Origin of the sequence: Pedobacter ginsengisoli, from assembly GCF_030244015.1 — a bacterium.
GTDB lineage: Bacteria > Bacteroidota > Bacteroidia > Sphingobacteriales > Sphingobacteriaceae > Pedobacter > Pedobacter ginsengisoli.
Map to the genome: position 1 here is coordinate 709913 of NZ_JASSYX010000004.1, position 19231 is coordinate 729143.

A 19231-nucleotide genomic window follows, 5' to 3' on the forward strand; every position below is an offset into this window, starting at 1 on the left:
CGGCTAATTAAAAATTACTTACCCGAAAAAGAGGGCTTTCTTTTTTCAAGGAATGCCGCCACCCCTTCTTTAAAGTCGCTCGTGCTAAAGCATTTACCAAACTCTTCGATTTCCACCTCAAAACCGTTCACATCACTCGACAAGGAAGAATTGACCGCCTTTATGGCTCCAGCTATAGCAAGGGGTGCCCTCTGCCTGATCTTATCAAGGATCTCCTCAGCTTTTTGGATCAGTTCAGCGGCTGCGACCACATAATTTACCAGTCCGATTTTCTCAGCCTGAAAAGCCGTTATCATGTCACCGGTGGTGATCATCTCTATTGCTTTTCCTTTTCCAACAATTTTAGTTAGCCTTTGGGTACCTCCGTAACCGGGGATAAGACCGAGCGTCACTTCGGGTAAGCCCATTTTTGCATGCTCCGAAGCAATGCGTATGTGACAGGCTAGTGCCAGTTCCAAACCACCGCCAAGCGCAAATCCATTTATGGCTGCAATGACCGGTTTACTGCAATTTTCGATTGCATCAAATACCATCTTCTGGCCATTTCTTGCCAGGGCTTCCCCTTCCACGGAATCGTAGTCCGAAAATTCAGAAATATCTGCTCCCGCAACAAATGCCTTATCTCCCGCCCCGGTCAAAAGCACCCCTCTTATCTGGTCACTTTTTGAAGCAAGGACAATTACATCAGCAAGTTCCGCCAGAGTTTCTTTATTTAAAGCATTTAGTTTATGCTCCCTGTTAATGGTCACGTAGAGGATCTGATCCTGTATGCGGGATAAAATATGTGCGTATTCCATTCGCTAAAATTTTCTGTTCTCGGCTACCCAGCCCTTTATATAACTTACAATAGCTACCATGGTAGTTCCTGGCGCAAACAATTCGCCAACACCCATTGCCTTTAGTTTAACGATATCCCCTTCAGGAATGATACCTCCACCAGTTAGCAGGACATTACCCAGATTCTTTTCTTTCATTACTTCGATGATCCTGGGAAAAACTGTCATGTGCGCGCCTGACAGAATCGATATGCCTATGGCATCCACGTCCTCCTGCAATGCGGTATTAACCACCATTTCCGGTGTTTGCCGGAGCCCGGTATAGATTACCTCCATGCCCGCATCTCTTAACGATGTGGCGATCACCTTGGCTCCCCTATCGTGCCCGTCTAATCCTACTTTCGCCACCAAAACCCGTATCGGCCTGTCTAATGTACTGCTCATAATTTATACGATAGTGCTGGGTAAATGTAATGAAATTAGCCGTTTTATGTTAACTTTGACCCTAAAATTACAGTTTTTATGAGTGAGGAAAGATCATTGAACTTTATAGAAGAGATCATTGAAAACGATTTAAGCAGCGGAAAATACGAAACCCTGATCACGCGTTTTCCACCGGAACCCAACGGATATTTGCATATAGGCCACGCAAAAGCCATATGTCTCAATTTCGGACTTACTCAGAAATACGGAGGCTACACCAACCTGCGATTCGACGATACCAATCCGGTGACAGAGAAAACAGAATATGTAGACAGTCAGCAACACGACATCAAATGGCTTGGATTCCAGTGGAAAAATGAACTTTATACCTCTGATTACTTCGATACCCTTTACGATTACGCCGTTACCTTAATAAAAAAAGGCCTGGCCTATGTTGACCATAGTACAGCCGAAGAGATTGCAGAGTTGAAAGGCACACCAACAGAGGCCGGCAAGAACAGTCCTTACAGAAGTCGCAGCATAGAAGAAAATTTAGATCTGTTCGGTCGTATGAAAGCTGGAGAGTTCCCCGACGGCGCATGCACTTTGCGCGCCCTGATAGATATGGCGAGCCCTAACATGATCATGCGTGACCCTGTCATCTACCGGATCAAGCATGCAGCCCATCACCGGACCGGGGACAAATGGTGCATATACCCGATGTATGACTTCGCCCATGGTCAAAGCGACAGCATTGAGACCATCACACATTCTATCTGTACGCTCGAATATGTACCCCACCGTGAACTTTACGATTGGTTAATCGAGAAATTAGAGATCTTTCCGTCCAAACAATATGAATTTGCCCGTTTAAATGTATCCTATACAGTAATGAGCAAGCGTAAGCTCCTTCAACTCGTCAACGAAGGGGTTGTAAGCGGATGGGATGATCCCCGAATGCCTACCATTAGCGGACTAAGACGAAGAGGCTATACCCCCGAAAGCATTCGTGAGTTTTGCGAAAGGATAGGAATTGCCAAAAGGGAAAACCTGATCGAGCTGAGCCTCCTGGAATTTTGTGTCCGCGAGCATCTCAACAAAACTGCAACCAGAGTAATGGCCGTATTAGATCCGATAAAACTAATCATAACCAACTACCCTGAGGGAAAAGAGGAAATACTTATTGGAGAAAACAATCCTGAAGCAGAAGATAAAGGCGGATCAAGGGAAATTCCATTCAGCAATGAACTTTGGATAGAACGCGAAGACTTTATGGAAGAGCCTGCAAAGAAATGGTTTAGACTGGCCCCGGGTGCTCTGGTCAGGTTAAAGCACGCCTACATCGTAAAATGCGACTCTTTCGTTAAAGACGCAGAAGGTAATATTACCGAATTGAGATGCAGCTATGTTCCTGAATCAAAAAGTGGAGAAGACACAAGCGGCATCAATGTCAAAGGAACTATTCATTGGGTAAGCAGCAAACACGCTAAACATGCGGAGGTCAGAATGTATGACCGGCTGTTTACAGCAGAGTCCCCTGACAGCGAAGACGGGGACTTCAAGGACTACCTTAACCCGGACAGTATCACCGTAATAAAACAAGCCTATATTGAACCTTATCTGACCGATGCCAACAGGGATTCGAAATATCAGTTCATACGAAAAGGTTACTATTGTCTTGATAAAGATTCCTCACCGGAACATCTGATATTTAACCGTACTGTTTCCTTAAAAGACGCCTGGGCAAAAACAAATAAGTAACTTACATATACTTTTTATACAAGTTAAACAAGATCAGTTTATCTGCCGGAGTTAGCATTGGGCTGATATCTGTTTGAACAAAATGACGTTTAAATGCCGTAATCGCCGCGGACAGATTCTTAACGTCATACCCAATAATTCTTAATGCAGCCGTAGTATCAAAATCTGCAGGAGGCATTAAAAGCACGTCATCATACCAAAATCCAAAACCCTTTTTTGCCAATACCTTCCAGGGAAACTTATTCGGATCCGGCTTTCTGGTCGGCGCAATATCTGCGTGTCCGATAAAGTTAGCAACAGGAATATTGTATCTTTTCTTAACAGCGGCCAGTACTTCCAGCAAGCTTTTAATCTGCGCCTCTGGATAGGGCTCATCTCCATTATTGTCAATTTCTATTCCTATTGATGAGGAATTCAGGTCTGTATCATTACCCCATTTCCCAACTCCCGCATGCTGTGCCCTAAGATAATCGTTGACCATCTGGAATATTTTACCATCCCGGCCAATCACATAATGAGCGCTAACCTGTGTTCTGGTAATGGTGAAAGTCTTTAGGGTCTGATCGGAAGAATTTTGTGCAGTATGGTGCAGAATCACAAAATTTGGTTTGCGTATGCCAAAATTTACAGATCCTACCCATGCTTGTTCCTTAAGGTCAACAGTTGTTATTTCCTGATTTAGCGGCGGAGTCGTCTTAATGATATTTGCGAATCCTTTTGCCTGCTTTTTATACACCTTTTCGCTTGCTGCATACTTATTTGTTGAACACGAGGCCAATAAAATTGCTAAAATCATTAACAGTTCCGTCCCCTTTGTTTTATTTTGAGATTTCATAATATGTGTTTAAGATGTGAAATTACTATTTTTTACTATTTTAGCCGCAATTGAATTGAGCTTGTATCAACAAGCCGTTGTAATAACCATTTATTGACTTACAAAACTAGCTTCCACATGAAATACATAAACAAGGCTGCTGTTTTCCTTGCAGGACTTTCGATCGCCGCAGGAATTATCTCCTGCAACAATGCCACGAAAGAAAACAATACAGCGCATAAAGCCGCCGCATCCGATAGTCTCCAAAAATACGTCGACAGCAGACTGGCCATTTATGAAAAAGTTAAGCTTACAACCGACCTGAACAGTCTTACGGTCAGCGAGCGCAAAATACTGCCCCTGCTTATCCAGGCTGCGCAAATTATGGATGAGCTTTTTTGGAAGCAGGCTTATCCGCAGCGCGACAGCCTGCTGTCCACAATAAAAGATGAGAAAACAAAATCTTTTATCTGGATCAATTATGGCCCCTGGGACAGGCTCAATGGAGATAAGCCTTTTGTTGCCGGCATTGGGCCTAAACCAGATGCGGGCACATTTTATCCGGTAAACATGACCAAATCCGCACTTGACAAATCAAAAGTAAAAGATAAGTATGGCCAGTATTCCGTGATTATGAGTGACGGTAAGGGCCGGCTGACCTCTGTCCCTTATTCAGCACTATATGCAACGGAATTGCAAAAGGCATCATCTCTATTAAAACAAGCAGCGCTGCTCGCAGAAGATGAAGGCTTTAAAAAGTACCTGAACCTTCGTGCCGATGCGCTCACAACGGACAACTATACTGCCAGCGATTATGCCTGGCTGGACATGAAAACCAACGGCCTGGACATTATTATAGGCCCCATAGAGAACTACGAAGACAAATTGTTTAATGCAAGGGCGTCATTTGAAGCCTACGTCCTGGTAAAAGATAAAATCTGGAGCAAACGCCTTGCAAAGTATGTTAAAATGCTTCCCGCTTTACAGCAAGGCCTGCCGGTAGCGGCAAAGTATAAAAAAGAAACGCCGGGTACAGATTCTGAACTGAACGCATATGATGTCGTCTATTATGCGGGCGACTGCAATGCCGGATCAAAAACTATCGCCGTAAACCTGCCAAATGACGAAGTCATTCAGCAAAAGAAAGGAACACGGCGTTCGCAACTGAAAAATGCAATGAAAGCCAAATTCGACAAAATCCTGATTCCAATTGCAAAAGAACTCATCGACAGGGAGCAGCAGCAATACATCAGTTTTGATGCTTTTTTTGCTAATGTGATGTTTCATGAAGTTGCTCATGGACTTGGTATTAAAAAAACTGTCACAGGCAAAGGCTTTGTCAAAGAAGCTTTACAGGAACAGTATTCCTGGCTAGAAGAAGGAAAAGCCGATGTACTGGGCCTTTATATGGTCACCGGATTGCTAAAAAAGGGCGAACTTGAAGGAGACATTAAACAATACTATGCCACTTACATGGCAGGCATCCTGCGTTCCGTCCGTTTTGGCGCATCCAGCGCACATGGCAAGGCAAACATGCAGTGCTTTAACTTCTTCAAAGAAAACGGCGCTTTCATTAGAAGTGCAAATGGCACCTATAAAGTAGACTTCGTTAAATTTGAAGAGTCAATGAATAAACTGAGCAGCCTGATTATCACTTTACAGGGCAACGGCGATAAAGCCGCCGTTGAAAAGATCCAAAAAGAAAAAGCTGTTATTCCCACTGAACTTCAGGGCGATCTGGACAGACTTACAAAAAAGGGAATTCCTGTTGATATCGTATTCGAACAGGGCGCTGATGTTTTAGGTGTAAAATAAGGTTATGTCCGCAGGTGCTTGCTGATGATATTTTCCAGTTCCTGGATATCAAAGGGCTTAGATAAAAAGCCGTCTGCGCCTGCCTGCTGTGCTAAAGACTCCACATCATTGTTTGCCGAAAAATAAATAACAGGTATATTTTTTAACGTGCCGTGTCTTTTGAGTGCTCTCGTAGCATCAATTCCACCCACGTCCGGCAACCAGTTATCCATAAAAATAATGTCTGGAGTATAGGCCATCACCTGATCTACAATGTTGTTGGAAGTAGATGAAGTCTTAATGTCATACCCTGCATCTTCAAGAATTATGGTGCATAAATCTAAAATATCGGCATTGTCATCAAAAACAAAGACTTTTTTGTTCCTATTCATTTTGCGGTTTGCGGTTAGACAGCAAATTTATAAATTCTCCCATATCTTCCGGCTTAAGCACCCTATCAATTTGAACATTCAGTTGCGCCTGAGCGGGCATATAGGCTACCTGTGCTGTTCTCGGGTCTTGAATTACCGCCATTCCACCCCATTCTTTAACATTTTTCAATCCTTTTACCCCATCAGAATTTGATCCTGACAATAACAGGCAGGCCAATTTGTCTTTATAAACTTCGGCTGCTGTCTGAAAAGTAACATCAATCGAAGGTCTGGAATAATTGATCTTTTCAGAATAATCCAAAGAAAATGTATGATCCCGCTCGATAAGCAAGTGATAGTCTGAAGGAGCAATATAGATAAAGCCCGCTTTCAATTCTTCTTTTTCATCTGTCTCTTTGACCTGAAGGCCGGTACGGCCTGACAAGAGATCCGGGAGCAACGAATCTGTCCCGTGCTTGCGGTGAATAACAATAACAATTGGAAACTTTATTGCAGCATCAATAACGGGCAATACCTTTAAAAGTACCTCCAGGCTTCCGGCAGAGCCTCCGATTATAAATGCCTCGCATCTTTCCATTATCCCATTTTTCGCCAGATCTTCTCCGCATCCAGCCGTTTGTATTTTTTAGCCACCTGAGAAAAATTGATTGTTTCTTTGGTACCCAACGCCAAATACCCCAGTTCTTCCAGACTGTCATCAAAAAGGGTTAATACCTTATGCTGGAGATCCCGGTCAAAGTAAATCAATACGTTTCTACACAAAATCAGTTGAAATTCATTAAAAGAATGATCAGAAACCAGATTATGAGCGGAAAAAATGATCTTACTTTTTAGCTCCTCGTTGAATTTTGCCAGCGAGTAATTTGCAGAATAATAACTTGAAAAATCATTAGTTCCTCCAGATAAAATATAATTTTCAGAATACTGCTTCATATTACTTAATCCAAACATACTTTGAGCAGCCCTTTCCAACACAGCAGGGTTGAGGTCCGTTGCGTAAATCAATGATTTGTGTAATAGGTTCAGTTCCTTCAATATGATGGAAATCGAATAAGCTTCTTCTCCTGTAGAACATCCGGCGAGCCATATTCTGATGAATGGATAGGTTCCCAGCATAGGAAGAACCTCCTCTCTAAGCCTTTTGAAGAAAGCCGGGTCTCTGAACATCTCCGTTACGTTTACCGTTATCTGCTCTACAAACCTTTTAAAATAAGCGTTGTCATTGTTTACCTTATACCTGAACTCACCAAAACTAACCGCCTTGTCCATAGTGTACAACCGTGTGATCCTGCGCTTGAGAGAAGCCCTTGAATATCCTGTAAAATCATACCCGTATTGTTCCAAAAGATCTGAAAGTAAAACCTCAACCTGTTCATCGCTTATCAAAAAAGTTTCCAAAAGCATCAGATATATTCCGTTAGTAATCTCGTCAGTTCGTCTACATTTATCGGCTTTGAAACATATCCGACCGCACCCGCACTGATACAGCGCTCCTTATCACCCAGCATCGCCTGAGCAGTAACAGCAATAACCGGGATGTCCTTCAGTTCAGGGTTTTCACTCATTTTTGCAATGGCCTGATAACCATCCATTCCCGGCATCATCATATCCATCAATACCACAGCGATGTTCTTATCTTCGCTGAGCAGGTCAATTCCTTCTTCAGCTCCGGCAGCAGACAGACACTGGTACCCTTTTGCCTTCAGCACAGCCTTTAACGCAAATATATTTCTATTGTCGTCGTCTATTATTAAAACCTTGCTTGCCATATTTTAAACTTTATCGTAAAGCCAAACACGCAATAATGAGATCAGCTGATCAATATCTACTGGTTTAGAGATGTAATCAGACGCTCCTGCAGCAATACATTTATCTCTGTCTCCCATCATAGCTTTGGCAGTAACAGCCAAAATCGGCAATTGTTTGTATGCTGGAATTTTCCTGATCTCTTTTGTACTTTCATAACCGTCCATTTCCGGCATCATCATGTCCATCAGCACAATGTCCACAAGAGGATTTTCTTTTAAGACCTGAAGTGCCTCTTTACCATCGGTAGCCGCCAAAACTTTCATTTTATGCTGTTCCAGCGCCTTGGTCAGTGAAAATATATTCCTTACATCATCATCGGCGATCAATACTGTTTTATTTTTCAGCACTTCATATAGCCCGCCCAATTTCTCCAAAGCAGGCCTTTTATGACCATTGTCTGCTTTTTCTTCTACCAGATGCAGAAAGAGCCCTGCTTCGTCCAATATTCTCTGGTACGAGTGGGCGGTTTTTACCACGATAGAATCTGCGTACTGTTTGATCCTGCCCTCCTCTCCTTTTGAAAGATTCTTTCCGGTGAAGATAATTATTGGAAGATTTTCCAGTCCGTCCGCTTTTTTAATCGCCTCCAGCGTATCATATGCATTTTTATCGGGGATACCCATATCCAGAATTACACAATCCACTTCTTTCTTATGCAATGCACCAATGCTCTGATTTACATTATTTACAACCTCAGTAGTAATGCGGTGGTTACTTAAAAAATAGCTTAAAGCCTGTGCGTGCTGTTTATTTTCCTCTACGATCAGGACCTTCTTAGGATGCCTGCTCAGTGCATGCTCCAGCTTCTGAAAGATCTCCTGCATTTGTTCCAGTGCAACCGGCTTATTGATAAAATCCACCGCCCCCTTCAAAAGGCTTTCCTTCTTAACTTCCAGAGAAGACATAATATGGACAGGAATGGGCCTGGTTTCCGGATTTGATTTTAATTCATCCATGACCTGCCATCCATCCTTTACTGGCAGCTGTATGTCCAGCAGAACGGCCAAAGGCTTATATTTATTGGCCAGTTCCAGACCAACATCACCTCTTACCGCCACAATTCCTTTATAGCCCCGCTTTCTGGTGAAATCCAGCAAGATCTTTGCAAAAGCCGTATCGTCTTCGACGATCAGGATACACTTGTCGCCAGCCTTAATGAGGCTGCGGTCGTCTTCGATCTCCTGCGGTATATGTTCCACCGTGAACCGCTCAGCATCCGGCTCTTCCGGTTTCTCAAACACTGGTTCAGCAGCTTCGGCAGGCTGATCAGCGGTATTGTCCGAAACGGCTTCACCGTCAACCCGCATCAATAGCGTAAATTCGCTACCCACATGCTCTCTGCTGGTCAGCTCGATTTCTCCACCCAGCAGTTTGGCGAGCTCTCTGCTAATCGATAAGCCCAGCCCTGTTCCACCAAACTTACGCCGGGTAGATCCGTCCGCCTGCTGAAAGGCCTCAAATATCAGCCCTTGCTTATCTTCAGAAATCCCTATGCCCGTATCAGTAACTTTAAAAGAGATCAGATCAGGATTTAACTTCTTCACTGTCAGCGACACTTTTCCCTTCTCTGTAAATTTAATTGCATTTGAAAGCAAGTTTTTCAGGATCTGTTCCAGACGCATTTTATCCGTATTGATGTTCTCAATTCCTTCCTCAACGTCAATGATCAGTTCCAAATCTTTATTTTTGGCCAAAGGGTTAAACAGCGAGCGCATATCAGTTGTGATCTCTGTGATATTCACAGCTGCAAACTCCAGCTTCATTTTTCCGGCTTCTATTTTGGAAAGGTCAAGGATCTCATCAATCAGCCCCAAAAGACCCTGACCGGAACTCTGGATCACCTCAGCATATTCTATATACTCGGGATCCAGTTCCTTGTTCTCCGACATCAGCCTGGACAATAACAAAATAGAATTCAGCGGAGTTCGGAGCTCATGTGACATATTCGCCAAAAACTCCGATTTATATTTTGTACTCTGTTCCAGCTGCTCTGCTTTCTGCTGAATATCCAGGTTTCTTTCCTGTATCAACTGATTTTTTTCCTCCAGCAAACTTGTCCGCTCTTCCAGTTCCTGGTTACTCTGCAACAGTTCCTCCTGCTGCACCCTTAATTCCTCCTCTGATGTCTGGATTCTCTGGGTCTGTACTTCAAGCTCAGCATTCAAACCTTCAAGTTCACTGTGCTGCGCCTGCAGCTCTTCCGCCTGCGCCTGAGTCTCTTCAAGAAGCTCCTGCAACCTTTTACGATTTTGCGCTACATGTATTGCAATCCCGATGTTGTGTGATATACTATTCAGGAGCTCCAGCTGCAGCGGAGTATAGCTGTTTAACGAGCCGAATTCCATTATTCCAATGATCTGGGTGTGCCTCATTATCGGTACCACCACTATATTGCGTGGCCGGGTGTTGCCCATTGCATAGCTTACGGTCATTTCACCTTCCGGTATGTCGTTAATCAGGATTTGTTTTCTGGATTTAATGACTTCACCTGCTATTCCTTCACCGGGTTTAATCGCCTTTTTCTTCTGGCCCGGATCCAGAGCGTAACTGCCTTCCAGGTGCATCATCTTATCCTCTCCGAGGATATAAAAAGCCGCGACCACACTTTGTGTACGTTCTACAATATTTTCCAGAATATCATTAGCAAGGGATTCTACGCTTTTTTCACCTACCATCTTATCATTAAGGCTTGCTATACCTGTTTGCAGCCATTCCTTATCGGCCAGAAGAGAAAAAGAATGCTGGAGTGATTCAGCCATAGCATTAAGAGAAAGTGCCAGACTGCCCAACCCGTCTTTAATGTCCTCATCCATCCTCAGCTGATAATTTCCGCTGGAAATTTGGGCGGCTATGCCCTGTATCGCCTCAATCCGGTTGTCAATTTCTTCATTCTTGACCTTCAGCTCCTCCTGAAGCTTCATTCTTTCACTAAAATCTTTGGAAACCCTTATATAGAAGAACAAGGTAATGAGCACCGCAAGGACGGCGGCCACGAGGATTAATATTGGAGTATATCCGGCCAGTTTATTCAGTTCACCTGTCCTGCTGTCCAGCAATCTTTTCTCTTCCTCCTGCATGGTTCTTATTAATGAACGGGCGGCATCCATGTATTTCTTGCCGTTGATAAGTTCCAAAACAGTAATTGTTTCACCTTTATCCTTTGCCTCAATAGTCCGTTCTATAATGGAAAGCCTGCTTACAATAACTTCTCTTAGCCGTTTCACATTTTGCTGTTGAAACGCATCATTGCTTGTAGACACACCAATTCTGGTCAACAGATCAAGAGCCGCTTCCTTTGCGCCGTTGAAAGGTTCGAGGAACTCACGGTCACCAGTCAGCAGGTAGCCCCTCTGACCCGTTTCTGCATCTTTAAGCGCAGAAACTACAGCATCCAGATTCGTCATGACCTCATTGCTGTGCGAAACCAGCTCAGCACTCTTTATCAAGTTTCTGATGCTCGTGAAAGACGCTAGGGACGAGACGAACAAAATCAACAATGACAATCCCAGTCCAATACGAAGGTTGTTTTTTAATGATGCTTTTTCCATAAGCCGTTTAATCTGCTTCTTCTCCGGAGTTTACCGGTATGATAAAATAAAATTCTGATCCTTCACCTGCAATACTCCTGACACCAATCTGTCCGCCATGCCTTCTCACGATTTCCGCAGAAATGTACAGGCCGATGCCCAGTCCCTGAAAATGAATTGAGGTTTCCTCGACACGATAGAATTTATCAAAAACATGCTTTTGCTGTTCAGGACCTATTCCTATTCCAAAATCACGCACACCAAGATAGATCTTATCATCTTTAATGTTCACGTTGATCTGGATTTCATGCGTCCCAGGGGAATATTTGATGGCATTGGTCAGAAAATTGATGATAACTTGCTCAATACGCATTTCGTCCGCATAGATTTCCTGTTCAGCCTTACCCTTTCTTACGATGTTAAACTCAGGATTAGACTGACGGATAATGTCAGTCACATTATCCAGCAGGACATCCATCACAAAATGTTTCTTATTAAATTTGAGTTTTCCGCTCTCGATCTTGGAAATATCCAGCAGATCAGCGATCAGCTCGTTCAGTTTTTCCAGCTGGACCTGTGCCTTTGTCAGATGGTCCTTTACCTTTTCAATGTCCCCTTTATCTATACTTCTTCCCAGCAGCTGCATATACCCCTTCACACTGGTCAGCGGGGTCTTCAATTCATGGCTTGCAATGCTGATAAACTCATCCTTTTTTCGCTCTGCCCGCTTCCTGAATTCGATTTCATCCAATAAAGCTTTTTGAATCTCGATTAATTTCCTGCTCTGTTCATTGATTCTGTAAAATGTCTTTACCTTGAGCAGCAAGATGTCCATATCAACAGGCTTGGTAATGTAATCCAGTCCACCGGATGAATATCCCCGGGTAATAAACTTAAGTTCTTTATTCACAGCGGAAAGAAAAATAATTGCTGTTTCCTTTGCCCTGCTGTAGCCCGAGATGGCCTCGGCTACCTCAAAACCATCCATGCCCGGCATCTGCACATCAAGAATAATCAGGACATACTCATTTTTTAGAACCTTTTTTAGTGCCTCTTCCCCCGACGATGCTGTATCTACCTCAAAATTGTGTCTTTCCAGGACCCTTTTCAGTGAAATCAGGTTCTCCGGAGTATCATCTACAATTAGTATCATTATTCAGGATAAATAAGCTGCGTGTTAGTAGGTGTATATTCATAATGTATTACAGTTGTTTTGTATTAAATGTATCTCCCTCATTAATATCTCCACTTTCAAATCCCTTTTTAAACCAGAACATCCGCTGCGCGGAAGTCCCATGCGTAAACGCATCCGGAACTACTTCTCCCTGTGACTGCTTCTGCAGCTTATCGTCCCCAATGGCGTTTGCAGCATTCAGCGCTTCTTCCAGATCCCCCTCGTCCAATCTGAAATCTTTTAAATTCTGCGCATGATGCGCCCATATTCCCGCAAAAAAATCGGCCTGAAGTTCCAATTTTACGGATAACTTATTGTATTCCTTTTCACTCAGCTGGCCCCTTGCCCGTTCCATTTTTTCAGAAATCCCCAGCAGGTTTTGTATATGATGCCCCACCTCATGCGCGATAACGTAAGCCTGCGCAAAATCCCCCGAAGCACCAAAGCGGTCTTTCAGGTCCTGGTAAAATGATAAATCTATATATACTTTGTGATCTCCGGGGCAATAAAACGGTCCTACAGCGGCACTTGCATTTCCGCAGGCAGACTGGACCGCACCTGTAAACAAAACCAGTCTCGGTTCCTCATAAGCCTTACCCATAGCTTCGAACTGCTGCGCCCAGACCTGGTTGGTAGACTCCAGCACCCCATCGACAAATTTGCCTTCGGCATCCTGCGGATCCCCTGTTTTACCCTCCGTTTGAACAACATCCTGTACAGGAAGCTGACTCACCAAACCAGTGAGGTCCCGTCCAAAAAGCAGACCTATAATAACAATGATAATGCCGACACCACCGCCAATTGCACCACCACTCATCCCTCTTCTGTCGTCTACATTACCACTTCCCTTACCGAACCATTGCATAGAAATTAGTTTAATTTGGTTTAACCAAAACCTTGCGGCAATTGTTATACCAAATTAACTTAAAAAGTGTATTAATGCAGAGACCGTGCATCAGCCAGGTGAAAAAGAACTATTCACCAAAAGCAACCATTGCTTTATCTATCCGCTGTATACTTTCCAGAGCACCCAGGGCTATCGCAATCTCAAATACCCCCGGACCAAATTTACCACCCACCAGCATAATCCTGAAGGGCAGCATCAGTTCTCCGGGTTTAAAACCATGTGAAGCCGCCAGGTCTTTAAACTTTTCTTCCAGTTCTGCCGGAGATGCGGCGTCGCTGATCAGTTCACTGTAAGCTTTAAAAAATGTCGCTTTCTCTGCCGTCCATTTTGGCTTTACAGCATCCAGGTCGTATGCAGCGGGAACATTAAAAAAGTAGCCCCCTTGCTGTACAAAATCCGTCAGCAAACTGCATCTGTCCTTGATCAGGTCTATTACTTTTTCCAATCCGGCATCATCACCAGTTGTGATGCCCTGTCTGGCAAACACTGCTTTCACCGCAGGCAGCAGCGTTCCTGCATCAGCACCTTTAATCCATTCATGGTTGTACCATTTCGCCTTTTCAAAATCAAACTTAGCCCCCGCCTTGCTGATCCGTTCCACCGAAAATTTATTGATCAGCTCAGTCATGGTAAACAGCTCCTGATCCGTGCCGTCATTCCAGCCCAGCATAGCCAGCAAGTTTACAAATGCCTCAGGCATAAAGCCGAGCTCCTTGAATCCCTGAGTCAAGTCGCCGGTTTTAGGGTCAGTCCAGTTTTGCGCATAAACAGGAAAACCAAGCCTGTCGCCATCTCTTTTGCTCAATTTTCCGTTGCCGTCCGGTTTAAGGATCAATGGCAAGTGTATCCATTGTGGCATTTCATCTGCCCAGCCCAGGTACCGCCACAGCAGAATATGGATCGGCGCAGACGGCAGCCACTCCTCACCTCTGAAAATATGGCTGATCTCCATCGCACGGTCATCGGCCACTACAGCCAGGTGATAAGTCGGCATTCCGTCAGCCTTCAGTAACACTTTATCGTCCACGAGGTTCGTATCAAAACTAACATGCCCCCTGATCAGGTCGGTAAACGAAACCAGTTCGTCTGCCGGCATTTTTATCCGGACCGCATAAGGAGTCTGGCTTGCCAGAAGCGCCGCCACTTCAGACTCAGGCAAAGTCAGCGAATTGCGCATCCCCGCTCTTGTTGCCTGCCCATAAGTAAAATTGGGCACCTCCTTGCGCTTCGCTTCCAGTTCCTCCGGGGTGTCAAAGGCATAGTAAGCATAGCCGTCAGCAATCAGCTGATCTGCATATTGTTTGTAAGTTGCCTTCCGCTCGCTCTGGCGGTAGGGCCCAAAAGAGCCGCCGTTCTGCGGACTTTCGTCAGGCATCATCCCGCACCATTCCAGGCAGGACACGATATATTCTTCAGCACCTGCTACAAAACGTGTCTGATCCGTATCTTCAACGCGTAAAATAAATGTTCCATTATGCTGCCTCGCAAACAAATAATTGAACAAAGCGGTACGAACCCCGCCAAGGTGCAGCCCTCCGGTGGGGCTGGGGGCAAATCTTACTCTAACTTTCTTTTCCATATAACTACCCGCAAAGATATATTTTTGTAATTTGCCTTCATAATCTATGAATCCTTACGAAAAAAAGCGGCGCTGGAAGTTCTTTCTCTTGGTCTTTGCCATTGTCATAGGCACAGCATCGGTTTTTTACAGTGACTTCTTTGTAAAAAAAATGGAGCGTGAGGAGCAGTTACAGTTCCAGCTATATGTACGGGTGACGGAACAATCGCTGATTATGTACGACAATGATATCTACACTCCCTTAATAGAACTCATCAGGACAAAGACCAAACTCCCGGTGATCATGACCGATTCAAAAGGAGAGATCATCGGTACTCAGGGACTCGATTCTACAAAAACCAATTATAATATCGAAAAGAAAGAGGGTGTAACTTACGATCCTGCCTATTTCCGGCGGGAGCTCCGCAAAATGAAAAAACAGCACCCGCCAACACCGATCACCGGCTTAGGCGCCGATGGTTCCCGGTGGTTAATTTACTACAAAGATTCGCCTACACTCACCCAGCTAAGGTATTTTCCCTATATCCAGCTTGCAGTTATCGCTTTGTTCCTGCTCACCGCTTATGTCGCTTTCAGCTCAGCCCGCAAAGCCGAGCAGGATCAGGTATGGGTAGGTATGGCCAAGGAAACAGCCCATCAGCTGGGCACCCCGATTTCCTCGCTCATGGCCTGGGTGGAACTCATCAAGTCGCGTTTTGATGCCGAAGACGATCCGCTGATCGCAGAAATGGAAAACGACATCAAACGGCTGGAAGTCATTACCGACCGCTTTTCAAAAATAGGATCAAAGCCTGTAGTAGAAGACCATGTTGTCTACACCGTCATCTACAATTTTGTTGAATACTTTAAACTCCGCACCTCAGACAAGACCAGGTTCAGCATTACGGGCGATGACCAGGTACGCGCCATGCTCAATGTTCCCTTGTTTGACTGGGTGATCGAGAACCTGCTCAAAAATGCGGTAAATGCCATCGACAATGAAGGAAAGATCACCATTAATATCATCGAGAACCTGACTAAAGAAGAAGTCTTTATCGACGTCACCGACACCGGAACCGGCATAGCAAGATCAAAGTTTGACGCCGTTTTTCAACCCGGATACACCACCCGGAAAAGAGGCTGGGGCCTTGGGCTTTCCCTTACCAAAAGGATCATCGAAAACTATCATAGCGGACAGATCTTTGTCAAAGATTCCGAACTGGGCAAAGGTACCACATTTCGTATTGTTTTAAAAAGCAGCATCACCTATGAACCGACCACAAACACATGAGTACCCCGCATGGGGCGAAACCTACATCAAATTAGTTGATGGAGATGTCATTGAAATACTGGAAAGACAAGTTACTGAATTTACAGATTTCATCAACAGCCTTGTTGAAAAAGCAGACTATGCATATGCCGCCGGCAAATGGACCATTAAAGAGATCGTCGGCCATATCATAGACGCTGAGCGGGTGTTTGCCTACCGGATGACTTGTTTCGCAAGAGGCGAACAACAACCGCTGCCGGGTTTTGAAGAAAATGACTATGTAGCCAATGCACATTTTTCAGACCGCAGCCTCCTCAGCCTGTCCCATGAATTTGCACTGCTCAGAAAAGCAAATCTTTACCTGTTCAAATCACTGACAGAGGAAGAGTTGAACCGCAAAGGGACCGCATCAGGCAAGGAGATCACCGTGAGGGCCATTTTGTTTGTTACAGCAGGCCACATCATGCACCATACAAGCATCATTAAAGAGCGTTATTTATAGCTTCAGAAGCTCATCAACCCTCATCAGCTGATAGCCCCGCCGTTTCAGGTGAACGATCAGTTCATCGAGCTTGTCGTAAAACTTATCCGTTCGCCGTTCATCCGTGCCGACATGCATTAAAAGCATAAAGCCGTTTAAGCCCGATCTCTTTTCATAATCCAATATGGAGCGATAGATCTCATCAGAAGAACGATAAGTCTTGCCCATTTCGGGATAAGTATAATCGGCATTTGACCGCGTACCCGGCGTGTAATTCACGAGTCTGAGCCCGCTTTCCTTCGTCCAGTCCGCAATCGTCTGATTGTACCATTCATAAGGAGGCAAAAAGAACCTGGCATTTTCCTTTTTGATCCCGAAACCTGCCATTGCCGAGTAATTTGCTTTCAGATCACTGCTAAACTCCGCTCTGCTGACCAGCAGGCTGTCCCGTTTTTTCCAGTCACAATACAACAGGTGCGCATTGGAATGTGCGCCGAGGTAGTGTCTGTCATCTTTTAACTTTTGCACAAGACTTTTAAACCGGGCATTGCGGTAAAATCTGCCCGTTAAAAAAAAGGAGGCTTTGACCTTGTTCTTCTTTAGCACAGACCGGATTTCCTCTCCTCCGTCAGCAAATTCATCTCCGGTAAAAACAAGGGACAATTTTTTTTCTGCCGTATCGCCTCGTATGACAGCTCCCTGTTCTGTCCGGAAGGCAGCACTGCTTATATTCATTTCTGCTTGCTGTCCCCCATTTTCATAAGCTGCGAGAAGATAAATCAGGGAGGCCGTCCCGTCCATCGTAGGCTCATTGGTGCTATAGTCTCCGTAATCATCATGATAGACCACAAGGTCTGATTGAAATGCGGCATAAGCATCAGGCCTGGTCAGTTGTATCCCGATCAGGTTCTTATAGATATTGCCATACACTGGTCCGTCCACTAATCCTCCGTCTATTGGAAACTTTCCAATCCTGGTAAATGCAGAATGCGGATCCCCGGGCGTATCGCCCCACGAAGGAAGGCCGTACACCATACTGGTACCCCAGATATTACAGCCAAACAGCCAGTCAAAATTGGCCTGCGCCAATTCATCATATTGTCCGTCTTTGCTCAATTGTTTATACAAAAAAGCTTGTATGGCAAATGAGGCGGTCAGGTTGTTAGAGCACCAGATAAACGGCACCCCCCTGTAAAACCCATTTGTTCTGGCTTTTTGCCATACCTGGTCCATCCCGTCCTTATAAAACTGAATGGCCGTTTTGCCTGCTTCTCCTTTATCCTGCCGCGCCAGTTCCCAATGTCCAAAATTGTGAAAAGGATAGAACTGGTAATGTGCAGCCGTGTCTTTCCCCATCCAGGGTGTTACAGGCTCTTGCCTGGCATAACCAAAGGCTTTATCCAACAGTTTCCTGTCTTTCAGAACAGGCGATAAAGTAGCGGAGGCCAGCTCCATATCGTCTACCCAATTGTCTTCCGCGTAGATATATGGCGACTTGACAGAAACGGTCTGTGTCACCCCGGGAATCCTGCCGGCGTAAGCATAGGCCGATATCGCTTTTTCCTTCATTAATGCCGAATACCCGGGTTGCCTGTTCTGGTAGATCTGCCAGGCCAGGCTAAAAGCACTGCTAAATTTTGCCGCCGTGGAGCTTGTTCCTGTTGTATTGTTCAAAAACTTACCCCTTTGCTGTGGCTTTCCATCAATAAAGTACAATGGCCTTTGAAAACCGCGGCCGTATTGACTGTCCTGTTTGGGGATGCGCATGCTGATGTGGTCCCGGTCATCAGCAATCTGATTGAACATTACGTTTGGCCTGGGATGCATTTTCAGCAGCCAGTCCAGACCCCACCTGGCTTCATCCAGTACATCTGCTACACCATTGCCTCCGTCCAAACCATTGGCCTGGTGAGCGTCAGAAAAAGAATCAGGGAAATCCCTGTAGGCGGCCAGCAAATGATAGGTGGCATTTGCAGAAGTGGTAGAATATTGGAGATAGTCTGAGGCATCATGCCAGCCACCGCTCGCATTAAAGAAGGTGCTGTCGGCAATTCCGGCTTCCTTTCCATACAGCACAAATCCATCGTGCGTATGACAGCTGTCTTTCAGGTAAGGGTTAAAACCACTCCGCTGCTGCCGCATGTACCTTAAGGCAAAATCTGCCGTATTTTTATACACCTCAGGATTGATCCGCACTTTTGGCGACCTCACCCGGCCGATACGAAGATAATAGGTGCCGCTCCGTTTAAACTCAGAGAAATTAAGCCTTGAGGTAGATTTAAAAGGCCCATACGCCCCAAAGTGCTGTATTTTTTTTGAAGAAAACACCACCTTGCCGCTCAGGGAATCGATCAAATCGAATTTTTTGGGCCGGATCTCCTCCTTGCTTGCCCATACGGCCACCTTAAGTGCATCATTTGGATAACCCAGAAGATTAACCCTGATCCAGGCATTCTCCAGGGTATTTTGCGCATCCGCTTTAAAAGAAACTACTGCCAGTAACAAAAATAGGGCGCTAAACTTCATCAAATAGGGATTTCTCATG

General features: G+C 44.8%; 16 protein-coding genes. 4 read left to right on the forward strand and 12 right to left on the reverse strand.

The window, feature by feature from the left end; translation table 11 throughout:
* Positions 1 to 14 precede the first annotated feature (14 nt).
* Positions 15 to 797 (reverse strand): enoyl-CoA hydratase/isomerase family protein, encoded by a 783-nt coding sequence (locus QEP08_RS20395; RefSeq protein ID WP_285060591.1) that lies wholly within the window; start codon positions 795 to 797, stop codon positions 15 to 17.
* A 3-nt stretch (positions 798 to 800) separates the two neighbouring features.
* On the reverse strand, positions 801 to 1220 hold the full coding sequence (locus QEP08_RS20400; RefSeq protein WP_285060593.1) for a cobalamin B12-binding domain-containing protein: 420 nt from the start codon (positions 1218 to 1220) through the stop codon (positions 801 to 803).
* 78 nt (positions 1221 to 1298) lie between these two features.
* Here QEP08_RS20400 and QEP08_RS20405 point away from each other — a divergent pair, with 78 nt between their 5' ends.
* Positions 1299 to 2960 (forward strand): glutamine--tRNA ligase/YqeY domain fusion protein, encoded by a 1662-nt coding sequence (locus QEP08_RS20405; RefSeq protein ID WP_285060594.1) that lies wholly within the window; start codon positions 1299 to 1301, stop codon positions 2958 to 2960.
* A gap of 1 nt (position 2961) precedes the next feature.
* Here QEP08_RS20405 and QEP08_RS20410 read toward each other — a convergent pair whose 3' ends face one another.
* Positions 2962 to 3795, reverse strand: coding sequence for an N-acetylmuramoyl-L-alanine amidase (locus tag QEP08_RS20410; protein ID WP_285060596.1), 834 nt, complete (start codon positions 3793 to 3795; stop codon positions 2962 to 2964).
* 117 nt (positions 3796 to 3912) lie between these two features.
* Here QEP08_RS20410 and QEP08_RS20415 point away from each other — a divergent pair, with 117 nt between their 5' ends.
* A complete protein-coding gene (locus QEP08_RS20415) occupies positions 3913 to 5589 on the forward strand; it encodes a DUF8614 domain-containing protein (RefSeq protein WP_285060597.1) in 1677 nt (558 codons plus the stop codon).
* A gap of 2 nt (positions 5590 to 5591) precedes the next feature.
* On the opposite strand, the gene QEP08_RS20420 is transcribed toward QEP08_RS20415, so the two are convergent.
* From QEP08_RS20420 to gltX, 8 genes are all read right to left on the reverse strand, one after another.
* Complete coding sequence (locus QEP08_RS20420) at positions 5592 to 5960, reverse strand: response regulator (RefSeq protein WP_285060598.1); 369 nt, start codon at positions 5958 to 5960, stop codon at positions 5592 to 5594.
* On the reverse strand, positions 5953 to 6537 hold the full coding sequence (locus QEP08_RS20425) for a chemotaxis protein CheB (RefSeq protein ID WP_285060600.1): 585 nt from the start codon (positions 6535 to 6537) through the stop codon (positions 5953 to 5955). The genes QEP08_RS20420 and QEP08_RS20425 overlap by 8 nt, the downstream gene beginning before the upstream one ends.
* The gene (locus QEP08_RS20430; RefSeq protein ID WP_285060602.1) at positions 6537 to 7364 is read right to left on the reverse strand and encodes a CheR family methyltransferase; all 828 of its coding nucleotides are present in this window, start codon (positions 7362 to 7364) and stop codon (positions 6537 to 6539) included. The genes QEP08_RS20425 and QEP08_RS20430 overlap by 1 nt, the downstream gene beginning before the upstream one ends.
* Positions 7364 to 7729, reverse strand: a complete 366-nt coding sequence (locus QEP08_RS20435) for a response regulator (protein ID WP_285060604.1) — start codon at positions 7727 to 7729, stop codon at positions 7364 to 7366. The genes QEP08_RS20430 and QEP08_RS20435 overlap by 1 nt, the downstream gene beginning before the upstream one ends.
* A 3-nt stretch (positions 7730 to 7732) precedes the next feature.
* Positions 7733 to 11317 carry a response regulator gene (locus QEP08_RS20440; RefSeq protein WP_285060606.1) on the reverse strand — a complete coding sequence of 1195 codons (3585 nt, stop codon included), beginning with the start codon at positions 11315 to 11317 and terminating at the stop codon, positions 7733 to 7735.
* 7 nt (positions 11318 to 11324) lie between these two features.
* A complete protein-coding gene (locus tag QEP08_RS20445) occupies positions 11325 to 12449 on the reverse strand; it encodes a hybrid sensor histidine kinase/response regulator (protein WP_285060607.1) in 1125 nt (374 codons plus the stop codon).
* Positions 12450 to 12498: 49 nt separating this feature from the next.
* Positions 12499 to 13335 (reverse strand): KPN_02809 family neutral zinc metallopeptidase, encoded by an 837-nt coding sequence (gene ypfJ / locus QEP08_RS20450; RefSeq protein WP_285060609.1) that lies wholly within the window; start codon positions 13333 to 13335, stop codon positions 12499 to 12501.
* 109 nt (positions 13336 to 13444) lie between these two features.
* Positions 13445 to 14956 carry a glutamate--tRNA ligase gene (gene gltX, locus QEP08_RS20455; RefSeq protein WP_285060610.1) on the reverse strand — a complete coding sequence of 504 codons (1512 nt, stop codon included), beginning with the start codon at positions 14954 to 14956 and terminating at the stop codon, positions 13445 to 13447.
* A 46-nt stretch (positions 14957 to 15002) separates the two neighbouring features.
* On the opposite strand from gltX, the gene QEP08_RS20460 reads away from it, so the two are divergent.
* Positions 15003 to 16226, forward strand: coding sequence for a sensor histidine kinase (locus QEP08_RS20460; protein ID WP_285060611.1), 1224 nt, complete (start codon positions 15003 to 15005; stop codon positions 16224 to 16226).
* Entirely contained in the window at positions 16204 to 16707 is a 504-nt protein-coding gene (locus QEP08_RS20465) for a DinB family protein (protein WP_285060612.1), read from the forward strand. Before QEP08_RS20460 ends, QEP08_RS20465 begins: the two co-directional genes overlap by 23 nt.
* Here the strand turns inward: QEP08_RS20465 and QEP08_RS20470 are convergent.
* A complete protein-coding gene (locus QEP08_RS20470) occupies positions 16702 to 19230 on the reverse strand; it encodes a bifunctional glycoside hydrolase family 9 protein/polysaccharide deacetylase (RefSeq protein WP_285060613.1) in 2529 nt (842 codons plus the stop codon). The two genes, QEP08_RS20465 and QEP08_RS20470, sit on opposite strands and share 6 nt — an antisense overlap.
* Position 19231: the final 1 nt, after the last annotated feature.